Consider the following 16,453-nt stretch of genomic DNA (forward strand, 5'->3'; position numbering starts at 1 on the left):
AGAGGTGTAGATATGAAAGTTAATGATTTCTATTTTGATTTACCAGAAGAGCTTATAGCACAATATCCACTTGAAAAAAGGGATTCTTCAAGACTTATGGTAGTTCACAGAAAAAATGAGGAAATTGAGCATAAACATTTTAGTGATATTATTGATTACTTAAGAAAAGGTGATACTTTAGTTTTAAATAATACTAGAGTTTTACCAGCAAGATTAATTGGAGAAAAATCAGAAACAGGTGGAAAAATAGAGTTTCTTCTTTTAAAAAGAATTGAAGGAGATAAGTGGGAATGTCTTGCAAAGCCAGGAAAGAGAGCTAGAATTGGGGCAGAATTCACTTTTGGAGATGGAAAGCTAAAAGCTGTAGTAGTAGATATCTTAGAAGAAGGAAATAGAATAATAGAATTTAAATATGATGGAATATTTGAACAAGTTTTAGATGAGCTTGGACAAATGCCACTTCCTCCATATATTCATGAAAAACTTGAAGATAAAGAAAGATATCAAACAGTTTATTCAAAAGAAAAAGGATCAGCAGCAGCACCAACAGCAGGATTACATTTTACAACTGAACTTTTAGAAAAGATTAAAGAAAAAGGTGTTAATATTGCTTATGTAACTTTACATGTTGGTCTTGGAACATTTAGACCAGTTAAGGTTGAAGATGTTAATAATCACGTTATGCATTCAGAATATTATCACTTAAGTAAAGAAGATGCTGATTTAATAAATAGAACTAAAGAACAAGGTGGAAGAGTAATTCCAGTTGGAACAACTTCAACAAGAACTTTAGAAACTATTGGAGATGAAAATGGAAGAGTAAGAGAAGCTAGTGGATGGACTTCAATATTTATTTATCCAGGATATAAGTTTAAAGTAGTAGATGCTCTTATAACAAACTTCCATTTACCAGAATCAACTCTTATAATGTTAGTTTCAGCTTTAGCAAATAAAGATCTTATTATGGGAGCTTACAATAAAGCTGTTGAAGAAAAATATAGATTCTTCTCATTTGGAGATTCTATGTTTATAGAATAATAAGAATTTCATTATTAATAAAAATTATGCTTTATTAGTTGTATGGAAAATGTTATAAGTATAAGAGGGAATCTTAGGATAGTATAAACAAGATTTAGTTAAGGATGTGAAAATCAAGTGTCAGAAAATTATACTTTATTAAAAAAAGATGGAAATGCAAGAAGAGGAGAGTTTAGAACAGTTCATGGAACTATTCAAACACCTGTTTTTATGAATGTTGGAACTCTTGCAGCAATTAAAGGTGCAGTTTCATCAATGGACTTAAAAGACATTGAATGTCAAGTTGAATTATCTAATACATATCATTTACATTTAAGACCTGGTGATACAGTAGTAAGAGATATGGGAGGATTACATAAGTTTATGAATTGGGATAGACCAATTTTAACTGATTCAGGTGGATTCCAGGTATTTTCTCTAGCAGGTCTTAGAAAAATTAAAGAAGAAGGAGTTTACTTTAGTTCTCATATAGATGGTAAAAAAATATTTATGGGACCAGAAGAAAGTATGCAAATACAAAGTAATCTTGCATCAACTATAGCTATGGCTTTTGATGAATGTATAGAAAATCCTGCTACTAGAGAATATGTAAAACAATCAGTAGCAAGAACTACAAGATGGTTAAAAAGATGTAAGACTGAAATGGATAGACTTAATTCTTTAGATAGCACTATAAATAAAAATCAAATGCTTTTTGGTATAAATCAAGGTGGAACATATGAAGATATCAGAATAGAACATGCTAAAGAAATTGCTAAGATGGATTTAGATGGTTATGCTATTGGAGGTCTTGCTGTTGGTGAAAGCCATGAAGATATGTATAGAGTTATAGATGCTGTAGTTCCACATCTTCCACAAGATAAGCCAATATATTTAATGGGTGTTGGTACTCCAGTTAATATATTAGAAGCTGTTGAAAGAGGAGTAGACTTCTTTGATTGCGTTCTTCCAGCTAGAAATGGTAGACATGGTCAAGTATTTACAAGTAATGGACCTATAAAGGTTATGAGCAAAAAGTATGAACTTGATGCAACACCTATAGATGAAAATTGTCAATGTCCAGCATGTAAGAATTATACTAAGTCTTATATAAGACATTTATTTAAGGCTAAAGAAATGCTTGCTATGAGATTATGTGTTCTTCATAACTTATACTTCTATAATAAACTTATGGAAGAAATAAGAGAAGCTATAGATAATGACTGCTTTGCAGAATTTAAAGCTAATAAGCTTAAAAGCTGGGGAGTAGAATAAAATTAAAAAAATAAGGAGATGTGGTTGTAATGGATTTACAAAGTATGTTAGTTATGTTTGGACCTATCATATTAATGTTTGTAGTATTCTACTTACTAATGGTAGTACCAGAAAAGAAAAGACAAAAGAAATATAAGCAAATGCTAGATGATCTAAAGGTTAATGATAGAGTATTAACTAGAGGTGGAATAATAGGAAAAATAATAAAGTTAAATACAGAAGATGTTATTATAGAATCAGAAACAACAAGATTCAAAATAACAAGAGATGGTATTAGTTCAAAGATAGAAAAATAAGTCGATAAATTGATTTATTTTAATTCTTTAAATTAATTAAAAAGTATGGTAAAATAATCAATGAATTGTTTATGGATGGAGGAATTGGATAATGAAACATATAAAAACAATCAATAAATCAAACTTAAAGAAGAGTTTAGCAAAACCAGGATGTAAGGAATGCTCAAACTCATGCCAATCAGCTTGTAAGACATCAGCTACAGTTGCTAACTTAGCTTGTGAATACGAGGAAAAATAATTAATAATAACGAAAATAAATGTGGCAGTAATCTTATTAGGTTGCTGCCATAATTATATGAACTAATAGGAGGAACAATTATGGCATTAATTCATAAATTTAGACAAGGTGGATACAATTATATAGTAGATGTTAACTCAGGAAGTTTCCACGAAGTAGACGAGCTAATATATGATATGGTTCAAAATACAGAAAGATTAGACAGCTTAGATTCAATTATTGCTCGTTTAGGGGACAAGTATTCAAAAGAAGATTTAGCAGAAGCTTATGAAGATTTAGAATACTTAGTTAAAGAAGGAGATTTATATTCAGAAGATTTATATGAAGAAATAGCTATGAATGATGATTCAGAATCATTTATAAAAGCTGTATGTCTTAATATAGTACATGACTGTAACTTAAGATGTAAATATTGCTTTGCTGATGAAGGAGAATATAAGGGATGTAGAAAACCTATGTCACTTGATGTAGCTAAAAAAGCTTTAAACTTCGTAGTTGAAAATTCAGGAAATAGAAAGAATATAGAAGTAGACTTATTTGGTGGAGAACCAATGATGGTATACAAAACAGTTAAAGAGATTGTTGAATATGGAAATGAATTATCAGCTAAGACAGGAAAAAATATCAGATTTACAATGACTACTAATGCAACTCTTCTAGATGAAGAAAAAATGGAATTTTTAAATAAAAATATGGGTAATATAATATTATCAATAGATGGTAGACCAGAAGTAAATGATAAAGTAAGAATAAGAATAGATGGTTCAGGAAGTTATAAGAGAATCTTACCTAACATAAAAGCTATGGTAGCAAGAAGAGATAAAGATAAACGTTACTATGCAAGAGGAACATTTACAAGAGAAAATACAGATTTCTACAATGATGTTATGCACTTAGTTAATGAAGGATTTGATGAAGTATCAATCGAACCAGTTGTTTTACCAGATGAACATCCATTATCAATAAGAAGAGAAGATCTTCCAACTATATTTGAACAATATGACAAAATCTATGAAGAATTATTAAGAAGAAGAATAGAAAAGGATAATCCATTTAAATTCTATCACTTTAATATTGACTTAAATGGAGGACCATGTGTTTATAAGAGAATATCAGGTTGTGGAGCTGGACATGAATATGTAGCTATTACTCCAGATGAAGAAATTTATCCTTGTCACCAATTTGTAGGAGATAAAGACTTTATTTTAGGTACACTAGATGAAGGGATTAAAAAACCTGAAATGAGTAATGAATTTAAAACAGCACATATCTACAACAAGCCTAAGTGTAGAAAATGTTGGGCAAGATTCTATTGTAGTGGTGGATGTCAAGCTAATAACTTCCATTTCAATGATGATATTCATAGCCCTTATGAAATTGGATGTGAAATGCAAAAGAAGAGAATTGAATGTGCAATTGCCTTAAAAGCTAGAACAGATCAAGATGTAAAATAATATAATTTTGCCCAAAATTTGCTCAATTAAGTTGAACAGGTTATAATTCTATCTATAAAGAAATTTACAGAGGGGGAAGACCATGAAAAAAACTAAACCAACAGGTGGTAATAAAGCTTCAAGTTGGGTTATTTTTGTGGTTTCCATTCTAGCAATAGGAATTTTTGCCTTTGCAGGATTTAAAGGCCTTACATTAGGTGATTATCAAGTAAAACCATTTACACAGGTAATTACTAAGGGACTTGACCTGCAAGGTGGAGTTTCTGTATTAATGGAAATTCAGAAAAATGACGTAACTCCAAGTGAATTACAAAGAGTAAAGGATTTATTAACTTTAAGAGTTGATAAAGTAGGAGTGGCAGGAACTGTTGTAACAACAGAAGGGACTAATAAAGTTAGAATTGATATTCCAGGCAAATATGATTCAAACAGTATAGTGCAATCTCTTACACAAACAGGAAATCTAGAGTTTTTAGGACCAGATGGAAATGTTATTTTAACAGGTAAGGATGTTGCTAAAGCAACTGCTTATATAGATAGCCAGACTGGTAAACCTATAATAGGACTTCAATTTAATGATGCTGGTAAAAAGGCATTTGCAGAAGCTACAACTAAATATGTAGGTCAAAGCATAAAAATTGAAATGGACGGTCAAACATTAACAAGTCCAGTAGTACAACAACCTATAACAAATGGTGAAGCTACTATAACAGGAAGTTCATCATTACAAGATGCTCAAAGAGTTGCAGGCGTAATAAATGCAGGAGCTTTACCAGTTCCAGTAAAAGAAGTATCAGTACAAACAGTAGGAGCACAACTTGGAGCTTCAGCATTACCAGATGCTATGAAAGCTGGAGCAGTGGGAGTTATAATAATATTCCTATTCTTACTTATCTATTATAGAGGGCCAGGACTTGCAGCAAGTTTAGCTCTAAGTGTTTATATACTATTAGTATTATATACATATATTGGAGTAAAGGTAACATTAACACTTCCAGGTATAGCAGCATTCTTATTAACAATAGGTATGGCAGTTGACGCTAATGTACTTATTTTTGAAAGAATTAAAGAAGAATTAAAACTTGGTAGATCTATAAAAGCAGCTATAAAATCAGGATTTAGTAATGCTATGTCATCAATACTAGATTCAAATACTACTACAATGATAGCAGGATTAGTTTTATACTTCTTTGGATCAGGTCCAGTAAAAGGATTTGCTCTAACTTTAATGATAGGTATATTAATAAGTTTATTTACAGCAATATTTGTAACAAAGTTCTTCTTAAACTTATTATTCGATATGGGAATTTTAAAAAGTCCACGTATATTTGGAGTAAAAGTTGAAGGAGGTAAACCAAATGCTTAAGATAATTGAAAGAAGTAAGATATGGTTTAGTATTTCCTTATTACTTATAGTTGTAGGATTAGGATTTATGTTTACTAAAGGATTAAACTTTGGGATAGATTTTAAAGGTGGAACTCAAGTTGTAGTAAATATGGGTGGAAACTTTAATAAAGCAGAGGCAGACACTATAGTTCATAAATATGCAAGCAATGCTATAACAAATACTGTAAATACAACTGAATATGAAATTAAAGCAAGTAATTTAGATACAGCTAAGGTTGATGAAATTGTTAAGGCTCTTGAGGCACAATTTAAATTAAAGCCAAATGCTTTAGTATCACAAAATGAAATAGGAGCTTCAGTTGGTCAAGAATTAACTAGAGATTCTATAATTGCTTTAGCAGTAGCTGTAATAGCAGTTCTGATTTACGTAATAATCAGATTTGAAGCAGATTTTGGTATAGCAGCTATATTAGCTCTTTTACATGACGTATTAATGACAGTGAGCGTATATGCTATCTTTAGAATAACTGTTAATACACCATTTATAGCAGCTGTTTTAACAATAGTTGGGTATTCAATAAATGATACAATAGTTATCTTTGATAGAATAAGAAGTAATTCTAAGAAAATGAGAGCAGCAACTCCAGCAGAGATTGCTAATACTAGCATAAAACAAACAATGACAAGATCAATAAATACAACACTTACAACTCTTGTATCAATTGTTGCAGTTTACTTCTTTGTACCAACTGTTAGAGATTTTGCTTTCCCATTAATAGTGGGTATAGTTTGTGGAGCTTATTCTTCAATCTTTATAGCAAGTCCAATATGGTGTGCATTAAGAAATAGAAAGACTAAATCAAAAAAGGCTAAGAATGAAATAGCATAATTTTAAGGAGATATCTCGTCAAAGATATCTCCTTATTTTTTCAAATTTTTTTAAAATTGTTATATTGATTGTATTATTTTTAAATAAGCCCTTTTTTTCTCTAAAATTATTTGTCAAATAAGGGATTTTAAATTATAATAGAATGTGTTTTCTTTTAAAAATATGGAGGAGTTAAATTATGCATAAGTTTTGGGAAAGTATATATTCCCCGAATTATATCTCGGGCTACAACCCTTTTAATGTTAAAAATATGAATAAGGCTATTGAAAGATTGGTAGCAGCTATAAATAATAGAGAAAAAATTCTTATTTATGGTGGTTATGATGTTGATTGTATCTCTGGCATATCAGCTCTTCTTTTGGTTCTCAAATATTTAAATGCAGATGTTGAGTACTGCATAGCTAATATAAAAGAAGATAATAGCTATGATTTAGAAGAAGAAGCATTAAATAATGATGTTGCTTTTTTAGGTACAAAGCTTTTAATAACAGTTGGTTGTGGATTAAAGAATAAAGAAGTAGAATCACTTTGTAGAAAAAAAGATATTGATTTAATAATAACAGAAAATAAAAAGAAGAAATCTAATTACGATTCCATATATATAAATCCGAGTGAAGAAAAAAGTCTTTATAGATATAAAGATATAAGTCAAAGTGGAGTTATCTTTAAACTTATGCAAGCGATAGCAATATATTATAACATGAAAAGTATTAATAGATACTTAGATTTAATATTAATAGGTGGGCTAACAAAGGAAATTGGATATGTTGGCGAGAATAGAATAATATTAAAAGAAGGAGTATCTTATTTAGATAAGACTAATAATGTGGGACTTTCTGCTATAAAGAAATTTCACAATATAAAAGAGTTAAATGGAGAGAATATTGAAAAGATAATTAGTACTTTAACTCCTAGAAATAGAGCAATTTCTGAAAAAGATAATGCCAAGATAATAGTTGAACTTTTAACGACTAATGATTATGATAGAGCAGAGCAAATAACAAAGTATTTGCATAACGAAAAAATAAGATTATAAAAACTCAAAATAAATTTTGTTTCGGGGGTATTAAAATGGATTTTAAAGAAAAAATAAGAGTTATTGAGAATTTTCCAAAAGAAGGCGTAAGTTTTAAAGATATTACAACTTTAATAGGCGATAAAGAAGCTTTCAAATTATCAATAGATAAAATGGCTGAATTTTTAAAAGATAAAGAAGTTGATTTTATTGTTGGACCAGAAGCTAGAGGATTTATATTTGGAGTTCCAGTAGCATATGCTATAGGAGCAGGATTTATTCCAGTTAGAAAGCCAGGAAAATTACCAGGAGAAACAGCGAAAATAGATTATGATCTTGAATATGGAAAAGATACTTTAGAAATCCATAAAGATTTAATTAAACCAGGAACAAAAGTTGCATTTGTTGATGACTTACTTGCAACTGGAGGTACAATAGGTGCTGTTGCTAAACTTGTTGAAAGCCTTGGTGGAGAAGTAGTAAGTATGATATTTGCTGTTGAACTTACAGGATTGAATGGAAGAGAAAAAGTAGGTAACTACGAGATAAATTCACTAGTTAGTTATGAATTTTAATTTTATTGAAAAGCAAATAGAAATATAATATAATTATAATCATATTAGGGCTGGTTTAACTAACCAGCTTTTGTTTTAAGTGAAATTAGTAGATAAAAGGAGATGATGTCAATGCTAGAACAATTAATTAATAAAGTAAAAGAAAGCTGTAAAGATGCTGATATAGATTTAATAACAAAAGCATATGACTACGCCTTTAATGCGCATATAGAGCAAAAGAGAGAATCTGGGGAACCATATATTATGCATCCAGTTAATGTTGCTATGATTTTAGTAGGAATGGGAATGGATACTAATACTATAGTTGCAGGACTTCTTCATGATGTAATTGAAGATACTGAAGTAACTTATGAAGATATTAAGTTAGATTTTAATGAAGAAGTTGCAAATTTAGTAGATGGTGTGACAAAGCTTGGTAAGATTAAGTATAAGACTAAGGAAGAGCAACAAGCAGATAATGTAAGAAAAATGCTTTTAGCAATGGCGAAAGATATAAGAGTTATTATTATTAAACTTGCAGATAGACTTCATAATATGAGAACATTAAAGCATATGAAGCCTGAAAAACAAAAGTCTAAGGCACAAGAAACATTAGATATATATGCTCCACTTGCACATAGACTTGGTATATCTAAAATTAAATGGGAACTTGAAGATTTATCTTTAAGATATTTACATCCAGAGGAGTATTATAATCTAGTAAAAGATATAGCTGAAAAGAGAGTTGTTAGGGAAAATTATATTTCAGAGATTGTTTCAGATATTCAAAGTAATTTAGATAAAGCAGGAATTGAATGTGATATAGAAGGTAGACCAAAACATTTTTATAGTATTTATAGAAAAATGGTTACTCAAAATAAAAGCATAGAGCAAATATTTGACCTTACAGCTATAAGAATATTAGTTAATACAGTTAAGGATTGCTATGCAGTTTTAGGGATAGTTCATACAATTTATAAACCTATTCCAGGAAGATTTAAAGATTATATAGCTATGCCTAAGCCTAATATGTACCAATCACTTCATACTACTGTAATAGGAAGCTCAGGAAAGACTTTTGAAATACAAATAAGAACATTTGAAATGCATAAAACTGCTGAATACGGTATTGCTGCTCATTGGAAGTATAAAGAAGGAGAAACAACTAAAGAGACTTCTTTTGAAAATAAACTTGGATGGCTTAGAGAAATACTTGAATGGCAAAATGAAACTTCAGATGCAGAAGAGTTTATGGAAGGTTTTAAACTTGATTTATTTTCTGATGAAATATTTGTATTTACACCAAAAGGTGTGGTTATAAATCTTCCAGCAGGAGCAACACCAATAGATTTTGCTTATAGAATACATACTGATATAGGAAACAAATGTGTAGGGGCAAAAGTTAATGGTAAGATGGTAACTCTCGATTATAAGTTAAAAACAGGTGAAATAGTTGAAATTTTAACTTCAGCAAATACAAAAGGTCCTAATATGTCATGGATTAATTTTGCTAAGAGTAATCAGGCAAGAAGTAAAATTAAACAATGGTATAAGAAGATAAAGAGAGAAGAAAATATCGAAAAGGGAAAAGAGCTTATAGAAAAAGAAAGTAAGAAGCAAAGTCTTAACTTTATGGATCTTGCTAAAGGGGAAAAATATGATAAGTTATTAAAAAAATATAACTTTAATGGAATAGATGATATATATAGTTCAGTTGGAACAGGTGTAGTATCTCCTTATTCTATACTTTCAAAACTTAAAGATGAAGAAGTAGAGCCAATAACTCATGAAAAAACACAAAGTGAGATAGAAGAACAAATTGCTAAAAGCCAAAAACAAAAAAGAAAATCTAATAATAATTCAGGAGTAACAGTTATAGGACTTGATAATCTTATGGTTAGATTTGCAAAGTGCTGTAATCCAGTTCCAGGAGATAAGATAGTAGGTTATGTAACTAAGGGAAGAGGCATTTCTGTTCATAGAGAGGATTGTAGTAACTTCCAGCATATAATAAGTGTAAGAAATGAAAAAGTTGTAGATGTAAGCTGGACTAAATCAGAAGGAAGTTCATATGAAGCTGAAATTGAAATTATAGCAGAAGATAGAACGGGATATTTATCAGATGTTATGATAGCTATAACAGAGGTCAAAGTAAATCTTGTTGCTTTAAATGCTAAGACATCTAAAGATTCTAGAGTTAATGTTACTATAAAAGTTAAAATAGATTCATTAGAAAAATTAAAAGAGCTTATGAAAAAGCTAAGAAGAATAAAAGGAACTAATGATGTTTATAGAGTAAAGAAATAAATAGGATGTGATTTTTATGAGAGCTGTAGTACAAAGAGTTTTATCATCAAGAGTTGAAGTTGATGGTGAAATAGTTGGAGCTATAAATAAGGGCTTTAATGTTCTTATAGGAATTAGCAAGGAAGATACTATAGAAGATATTAAATATATTAAAGATAAGATACTAAATCTTAGAGTTTTTGAAGATGAGGATGATAAACTCAATCTATCATTAAAAGATGTAGAAGGAGAGCTTTTATTAGTATCACAATTTACTCTTTACGGAGATTGTAGAAAGGGTAGAAGACCTAATTTTATGGCAGCTCTTGGAGGAGAGGAAGCAAAAGAGCTATATGATATCTTTGTTAACATGTGCAAAGAAGAAGGACTTAAAGTTGAAACAGGAATTTTTGGTGCAGATATGAAAGTTTTTATAGAAAATGATGGTCCAGTAACACTTATGCTAGATAGTAAAAAAGAGTTTTAAGGGGTTGAGTAATATGATAATAAAAACAATTCCAACAGGAATGATTGAAGAAAATTGCTATATTGTAATGGATGAAAATACAAATGAAGGATTTTTAGTAGATCCTGGTGCAGATGCACAGATTCTTGCAAATGCAGTAGAAAATATGAAAATGAAACCAAAGTTTATTTTACTTACACATGGTCATTGGGATCATGTTGGTGCAGTAGTTGAACTTAAGGATAAATTTAATATACCATTTTATATAAGTACAAATGATAATGATATGATTCAATCAGGCCAAGATACCTATGGAAGTACTCCAAATCCAGATGGATACTTAAAAGAAGGAGATACTTTTAAATTTGCAGATAAGACTATAAGAGTAATTGAAACACCAGGACATACTCCAGGTGGTGTATGTTTTTTAGTAGATAAAAGTTTATTTACAGGAGATACTTTATTTAATGGAACTATAGGAAGAACAGATTTTGTTGGTGGAAGTTTTGAAACATTAGTTTCATCAGTTAGAAGAAAACTTGCAACTCTTCCAGAAGATATTAAAGTTTATCCAGGACATGGTCCATCAACAACAATAGGATTAGAAAAAAGACAGAACCCATATATACTAGGAGATAATTATGTATATTAATATAAAACTAAATGATGAAAAATATAGATATCATGTATATCAAATATTTAATATATTTTATACTTTTGATGAAATAAAGATAAATAATGAAAATCATTTTGACTATGAAGTTTATATAGATGAGTCAAAAGAATTTAAAATTAGTAATAATGAAAAATCTGAAACATTTAATTTTGTTACAGATAATTTAGTACAAGAATTAAAGAGGGGAATTTTTAAATTCCTTTCTAATATTCTTAATAGAGAATATCCATGGGGTACACTTGTTGGTATTAGACCAAGTAAAATAGCTCTTGATATGCTAAAGAAGGGTGCTACTGAGGATGAAATAATAAATCATTTTAATGAAGCATATTTAGCAAATAAAGATAAGGCAGAACTTTGCATAGAGATTGCAAAGAGAGAGAATTCTTACATAAACAAAGATCAAAAAAGCATTGCTATATACGTAGGAATGCCTTTCTGTCCTACTAGATGCTTATATTGTTCATTTGCAGCAGATCCAATAGGAAAAGCTAAGAATAATGAAGTTGAAGATTATCTAGTAGCTTTAAAGAAAGAAATAAAGGCTATTGAAGAATATGTAGCTAAAAAAGGTTTAATTGTTGATAATGTTTATTTTGGAGGTGGAACACCAACTTCAGTAAATAATGAGCAATTTGAAAGCCTAATGAAGGAAATTCATAAAAGTTTTGTAGCTGGAAAGAATTTAAGAGAATTTACAGTTGAATGTGGAAGACCAGATTCTATAACAGAAGAAAAACTTTTAACTATGAAAAAGTATGATGTTACTAGAATTTCTATAAATCCTCAAAGTATGAATGATAGAAGTTTAATATCAATAGGAAGAGGTCATCTTTCACAAGATGTAATAGATAAATTTAATTTGGCAAGAAAGCTAGAATTTGATAACATAAATATGGATATAATCATAGGTCTACCAAATGAAGGTATAAAGGAGGTAGAACATACTGCAAAACTTATAAAGGAATTAAATCCTGATAGTTTAACAGTACATGGTTTATCTATAAAAAGAGCTTCAAGATTATATGAAAATTTAGTTTTAAAGCAAACTATTACGATAGCAGAGCAAGATGAATTAAATAAGATGTATAAGAGAAGCAAAATGCTTGCAGAGGAATTAGATATGAATCCTTACTATATGTATAGACAAAAAAATATGGTTGGAAATATGGAGAATGTCGGATATTCAAGAAATGATAAAGAATGCTATTATAATATACAAATGATAGAAGACACTCAAACAATTATAGCGCTTGGAGCAGATGCTGTTTCTAAGGTTGTTTATCTAGATGAAGGCAAAGGACGTATTGAAAGATTTGCAAACTTAAAAAATATTAGAGAGTATATTAATAGAGCAGATGAAATGATAGAAGGAAAAATAGCTCTTTTAGATACCTTATATTAAAAATGTAGGAGGTATAAGCCATGGCGATTAAAGCGCAAAAAGGAACAAAAGATATGTTGCCACAAGATGCATATAAGTGGCAGTATATTGAAGAAAAGTTAAGAAAAATATCAGCTGAATATGGAATTAGAGAAATAAGAACTCCAATGTTTGAAGCTACAGAACTTTTCAATAGAGGTGTTGGAGAAACAACAGATGTTGTTCAAAAAGAAATGTATACTTTTGAAGATAAAGGTCATAGAAGTATAACATTAAAACCAGAAGGAACATCACCAGCTGTTAGAGCTTTTGTAGAAAATAGTTTATATGCTGATGCACAACCAACAAAAATGTTTTATTTTACACCTTGTTTTAGATATGAAAAAATGCAAAAGGGAAGATTAAGACAATTCCACCAATATGGAATAGAAGTTTTAGGTTCACAAGAGCCAACAGTAGATGCAGAAGTTATATCACTTGTTATGAATGCTTTAAATAGTTTTGGAGTTAAGGGCTTATCTCTTAACATAAATAGTTTAGGGTGTCCTAACTGTAGACCAAAGTATAATGAAGCATTAAAAGCTTATCTTAAAGAAAATTATGATAATCTTTGTAGCACTTGCCAAACAAGATTTGAGAAGAATCCTTTAAGAATACTTGATTGTAAAGTAGAAACATGTAAAGAAATAGTTAAGGCAGCTCCAGTAATTTTAGATTTTATTTGTGAAGAGTGTTCAAATCACTTTGAATCATTAAAGAAATACCTAGATGTTATGGAAGTAGATTACAAAGTAGACTCTCAAATTGTTAGAGGACTTGACTATTACACTAAAACAGTATTTGAAGTTATAAAGGATGGATTAACTGTTTGCGGTGGTGGAAGATATGATCATCTAGTTGAAGAAATTGATGGACCTGAAACTCCAGCTGTTGGATTTGCTATGGGACTTGAAAGACTTCTTTTATTACTTGAAGAAGAAGGAATTGAAATTGAAGAACCAACTAGATTTGATTTATTCATAGGAGATATGAGTGAAGAAGCAAAAATTAGAGCTATAAAGCTTTCAAATGATCTTAGAAAGATGGGCTTAAAGGTTGAAATAGATCACCTTGGAAAGAGAGTTAAGGCTCAAATGAAATATGCTAATAAAGTAGGAGCAAGATTTACTGCTATTATTGGTGACTCAGAAATTGAAGAAGATAAGTTACAGCTTAAGAAAATGGATGATGGTGAAAAATTTGATGTAAAGCTATCTGATACAGAGGAAATATTAAGAATAATAAAAGCTAATTAGGAGGAAGTTAAAATGGCTGAAACATTACAAGGACTTAAACGTTCAATGATGTGTGGTGAAGTAAGAGAAAGCCACATAGGTCAAAAAGTTACTCTAATGGGATGGGTACAAAGAAATAGAAATCTTGGAGGTCTTCAATTTATGGACCTTAGAGATAGAGAAGGAATAGTGCAAGTTGTATTTAAAGATACATTAACAGAAGAATTACTTGCAAAAGCTAAATCAGTTAGATCAGAATACTGTGTAGCTGTTACTGGAGAAATAGTTAAGAGAGAATCAGTAAATAATAATATTCCAACAGGTATGGTAGAAGTAATAGCTGATGATTTAAGAATATTATCAGAATCAGAAACTCCACCAATATACATTAAAGAAAATCTTGATGCTTCAGAACAAATAAGACTTAAACATAGATATTTAGACCTTAGAAGACCTGATATGCAAGAAATATTCAAGATAAGACATAGAACAACAAAAGCTATAAGAGATTATCTTGATAAAGAAGGTTTCTTAGAAGTAGAAACACCTATGCTTACAAAATCAACACCAGAAGGTGCTAGAGATTATCTTGTTCCATCAAGAAATTATCCAGGAATGTTTTATGCATTACCTCAATCACCTCAATTATTTAAGCAATTATTAATGGTGTCAGGTTTTGATAAATACTTCCAAATAGTTAAATGTTTCAGAGATGAAGATTTAAGAGCAAATAGACAACCAGAATTTACTCAAGTTGACCTTGAAATGTCATTTGCAGACCAAGAAGATATAATGGCTTTAAATGAAGGCTTAATAAAGCATGTATTTAAAGAAGTTAAAGGAATAGATATAGAGCTTCCTATTAAGAGAATGACATTTAGAGATGCAATGAATAAATATGGTTCAGATAAGCCAGATTTAAGATTTGGAATGGAAATTACAGATCTTAGTGAAGTTGTAAAAGATGTTGATTTCATGGTATTTAAATCAGCTCTTGAAATTGGAGGTTCAGTAAGAGCTCTTTGCTTAAAGGGTGGAGCTTCAATGGGAAGAAAAGATATTGATAGACTTGGTGAATTTATTAAAGGATTCAAAGCTAAGGGACTTGCATATATTCAATTAAAAGAAGAAGGAATAAAGTCACCAATAGCTAAGTTCTTATCAGAAGAACAAATGGATGCTGTAATTAATGCTATGAATGCTGAAACAGGAGATATAATCTTAATAGTTGCTGATAAAAATTCAGTAGTTCTTAAGAGTCTTGGAGAATTAAGATTAGAACTTTCAAGAAAATATAATCTTGTTAAAGATAAGAATGAGTTTAACTTTACATGGATTACAGAATTTGATCTTCTTGAATATGATGAAGAAGAAGGAAGATATACAGCAGCTCACCACCCATTCACAATGCCAATGGATGAAGATATACAATACTTAGAATCAGATCCAGCAAGAGTTAGAGCTAAAGCTTATGACCTTGTTCTTAATGGAGAAGAACTTGGTGGAGGTTCAATAAGAATTCATGATACAAAGCTTCAAGAAAGAATGTTTGAAGTACTTGGATTCACTAAGGAAAAAGCATGGGAAAGATTTGGATTCCTATTAGAAGCATTTAAATTTGGGCCACCTCCACACTGTGGATTAGCATTTGGTCTTGATAGAATGATAATGTTCTTAGCAGGAACAGAAAATATTAAGGATGTTATAGCATTCCCTAAAAACCAAAATGCATTCTGTTATTTAACAGAAGCTCCTAATATAGTAGATGAAAATCAACTTAGAGATCTTGGAATAGCACTTGTTAAAGAAGATAAAAAAGAAGAAAACTAATATAAGATAGAAGGCTTATTGCAAGAAATAATTCTTGCCTTAAGCCTTTTAAAGTTAAAATGTATATAGAAATTTAAGTTATTTTTTATATTTCTGTTAAATTAATAAAAAATTGAATTTTATGTAAATTAGTTTGGTATAATTGATATTATCTGTATTAAGGGGGAGATTTTATGGAGTTACCACAGGGCTTTACTTGGGTTATAATATTAATTATACTAGGAATCATTTGTTTGTATCTATATATGTTAGATAAAAAGGGCAAAAAGATGAGAGAAACAGAAGAGGGTAGAAAAGAATATTATGAAAAATACACTTCATCTTATATGAAGAATAGAAAAAATAAAAAAGTGAAAACAGCTACAATAGGTACACCTAATAGTAGAAATAGGATGAGTAAAAAGGAAAGAAGAAAACTTAAAGAAAAAAATAATTAATTTATTAATTTAAA

Annotated in this window: 16 protein-coding genes; all 16 read left to right on the top strand. The window is 29.8% G+C overall.

The window, feature by feature from the left end; translation table 11 throughout:
* Window positions 1-12: 12 nt before the first annotated feature.
* The 16 genes from queA (at window position 13) to BN8917_RS07475 (ending at window position 16,439) form a co-directional block, all read left to right on the top strand.
* Window positions 13-1,038, top strand: a complete 1,026-nt coding sequence (gene queA / locus BN8917_RS07400; protein ID WP_066872691.1) for a tRNA preQ1(34) S-adenosylmethionine ribosyltransferase-isomerase QueA — start codon at window positions 13-15, stop codon at window positions 1,036-1,038.
* A gap of 117 nt (window positions 1,039-1,155) precedes the next feature.
* On the top strand, window positions 1,156-2,292 hold the full coding sequence (tgt, locus tag BN8917_RS07405) for a tRNA guanosine(34) transglycosylase Tgt (protein ID WP_066872694.1): 1,137 nt from the start codon (window positions 1,156-1,158) through the stop codon (window positions 2,290-2,292).
* A 29-nt stretch (window positions 2,293-2,321) separates the two neighbouring features.
* The gene (gene yajC / locus BN8917_RS07410) at window positions 2,322-2,588 is read left to right on the top strand and encodes a preprotein translocase subunit YajC (protein WP_066872697.1); all 267 of its coding nucleotides are present in this window, start codon (window positions 2,322-2,324) and stop codon (window positions 2,586-2,588) included.
* 91 nt (window positions 2,589-2,679) lie between these two features.
* The gene (scfA, locus tag BN8917_RS07415) at window positions 2,680-2,826 is read left to right on the top strand and encodes a six-cysteine ranthipeptide SCIFF (protein WP_066872700.1); all 147 of its coding nucleotides are present in this window, start codon (window positions 2,680-2,682) and stop codon (window positions 2,824-2,826) included.
* An 80-nt stretch (window positions 2,827-2,906) separates the two neighbouring features.
* The gene (scfB, locus tag BN8917_RS07420) at window positions 2,907-4,280 is read left to right on the top strand and encodes a thioether cross-link-forming SCIFF peptide maturase (RefSeq protein ID WP_066872703.1); all 1,374 of its coding nucleotides are present in this window, start codon (window positions 2,907-2,909) and stop codon (window positions 4,278-4,280) included.
* Window positions 4,281-4,362: 82 nt separating this feature from the next.
* Window positions 4,363-5,646, top strand: coding sequence for a protein translocase subunit SecD (secD, locus tag BN8917_RS07425; protein WP_066872706.1), 1,284 nt, complete (start codon window positions 4,363-4,365; stop codon window positions 5,644-5,646).
* A complete protein-coding gene (secF, locus tag BN8917_RS07430) occupies window positions 5,639-6,517 on the top strand; it encodes a protein translocase subunit SecF (RefSeq protein WP_066872710.1) in 879 nt (292 codons plus the stop codon). Before secD ends, secF begins: the two co-directional genes overlap by 8 nt.
* Window positions 6,518-6,695: 178 nt before the next feature.
* Window positions 6,696-7,553 (top strand): DHH family phosphoesterase, encoded by an 858-nt coding sequence (locus tag BN8917_RS07435; RefSeq protein WP_066872714.1) that lies wholly within the window; start codon window positions 6,696-6,698, stop codon window positions 7,551-7,553.
* A gap of 35 nt (window positions 7,554-7,588) precedes the next feature.
* Window positions 7,589-8,107 carry an adenine phosphoribosyltransferase gene (locus tag BN8917_RS07440; protein ID WP_066872717.1) on the top strand — a complete coding sequence of 173 codons (519 nt, stop codon included), beginning with the start codon at window positions 7,589-7,591 and terminating at the stop codon, window positions 8,105-8,107.
* 111 nt (window positions 8,108-8,218) lie between these two features.
* Window positions 8,219-10,393 carry a RelA/SpoT family protein gene (locus BN8917_RS07445; RefSeq protein WP_066872720.1) on the top strand — a complete coding sequence of 725 codons (2,175 nt, stop codon included), beginning with the start codon at window positions 8,219-8,221 and terminating at the stop codon, window positions 10,391-10,393.
* Window positions 10,394-10,409: 16 nt separating this feature from the next.
* Window positions 10,410-10,859, top strand: a complete 450-nt coding sequence (gene dtd, locus BN8917_RS07450; protein ID WP_066872727.1) for a D-aminoacyl-tRNA deacylase — start codon at window positions 10,410-10,412, stop codon at window positions 10,857-10,859.
* Between the two features lie 13 nt (window positions 10,860-10,872).
* A complete protein-coding gene (locus BN8917_RS07455; RefSeq protein WP_066872729.1) occupies window positions 10,873-11,490 on the top strand; it encodes an MBL fold metallo-hydrolase in 618 nt (205 codons plus the stop codon).
* Entirely contained in the window at window positions 11,480-12,919 is a 1,440-nt protein-coding gene (locus BN8917_RS07460) for a coproporphyrinogen III oxidase (protein WP_066872731.1), read from the top strand. Before BN8917_RS07455 ends, BN8917_RS07460 begins: the two co-directional genes overlap by 11 nt.
* A gap of 20 nt (window positions 12,920-12,939) precedes the next feature.
* Window positions 12,940-14,193 carry a histidine--tRNA ligase gene (hisS, locus tag BN8917_RS07465; RefSeq protein WP_066872734.1) on the top strand — a complete coding sequence of 418 codons (1,254 nt, stop codon included), beginning with the start codon at window positions 12,940-12,942 and terminating at the stop codon, window positions 14,191-14,193.
* 12 nt (window positions 14,194-14,205) lie between these two features.
* The gene (gene aspS, locus BN8917_RS07470) at window positions 14,206-16,002 is read left to right on the top strand and encodes an aspartate--tRNA ligase (protein ID WP_066872737.1); all 1,797 of its coding nucleotides are present in this window, start codon (window positions 14,206-14,208) and stop codon (window positions 16,000-16,002) included.
* A gap of 173 nt (window positions 16,003-16,175) precedes the next feature.
* On the top strand, window positions 16,176-16,439 hold the full coding sequence (locus tag BN8917_RS07475) for a hypothetical protein (RefSeq protein ID WP_066872740.1): 264 nt from the start codon (window positions 16,176-16,178) through the stop codon (window positions 16,437-16,439).
* Window positions 16,440-16,453: the final 14 nt, after the last annotated feature.

Origin of the sequence: Clostridium mediterraneense (assembly GCF_900091705.1) — a bacterium.
Taxonomy (GTDB): domain Bacteria; phylum Bacillota; class Clostridia; order Clostridiales; family Clostridiaceae; genus Sarcina; species Sarcina mediterraneense.

Coding starts and splice junctions, on each gene's coding strand:
- yajC (WP_066872697.1), top strand. CDS start 2,322: ATGGATTTACAAAGTATGTTAGTTATGTTTGGACCTATCATATTAATG.
- BN8917_RS07455 (WP_066872729.1), top strand. CDS start 10,873: ATGATAATAAAAACAATTCCAACAGGAATGATTGAAGAAAATTGCTAT.
- BN8917_RS07445 (WP_066872720.1), top strand. CDS start 8,219: ATGCTAGAACAATTAATTAATAAAGTAAAAGAAAGCTGTAAAGATGCT.
- BN8917_RS07475 (WP_066872740.1), top strand. CDS start 16,176: ATGGAGTTACCACAGGGCTTTACTTGGGTTATAATATTAATTATACTA.
- BN8917_RS07435 (WP_066872714.1), top strand. CDS start 6,696: ATGCATAAGTTTTGGGAAAGTATATATTCCCCGAATTATATCTCGGGC.
- queA (WP_066872691.1), top strand. CDS start 13: ATGAAAGTTAATGATTTCTATTTTGATTTACCAGAAGAGCTTATAGCA.
- secD (WP_066872706.1), top strand. CDS start 4,363: ATGAAAAAAACTAAACCAACAGGTGGTAATAAAGCTTCAAGTTGGGTT.
- dtd (WP_066872727.1), top strand. CDS start 10,410: ATGAGAGCTGTAGTACAAAGAGTTTTATCATCAAGAGTTGAAGTTGAT.
- scfA (WP_066872700.1), top strand. CDS start 2,680: ATGAAACATATAAAAACAATCAATAAATCAAACTTAAAGAAGAGTTTA.
- hisS (WP_066872734.1), top strand. CDS start 12,940: ATGGCGATTAAAGCGCAAAAAGGAACAAAAGATATGTTGCCACAAGAT.
- aspS (WP_066872737.1), top strand. CDS start 14,206: ATGGCTGAAACATTACAAGGACTTAAACGTTCAATGATGTGTGGTGAA.
- scfB (WP_066872703.1), top strand. CDS start 2,907: ATGGCATTAATTCATAAATTTAGACAAGGTGGATACAATTATATAGTA.
- BN8917_RS07440 (WP_066872717.1), top strand. CDS start 7,589: ATGGATTTTAAAGAAAAAATAAGAGTTATTGAGAATTTTCCAAAAGAA.
- secF (WP_066872710.1), top strand. CDS start 5,639: ATGCTTAAGATAATTGAAAGAAGTAAGATATGGTTTAGTATTTCCTTA.
- BN8917_RS07460 (WP_066872731.1), top strand. CDS start 11,480: ATGTATATTAATATAAAACTAAATGATGAAAAATATAGATATCATGTA.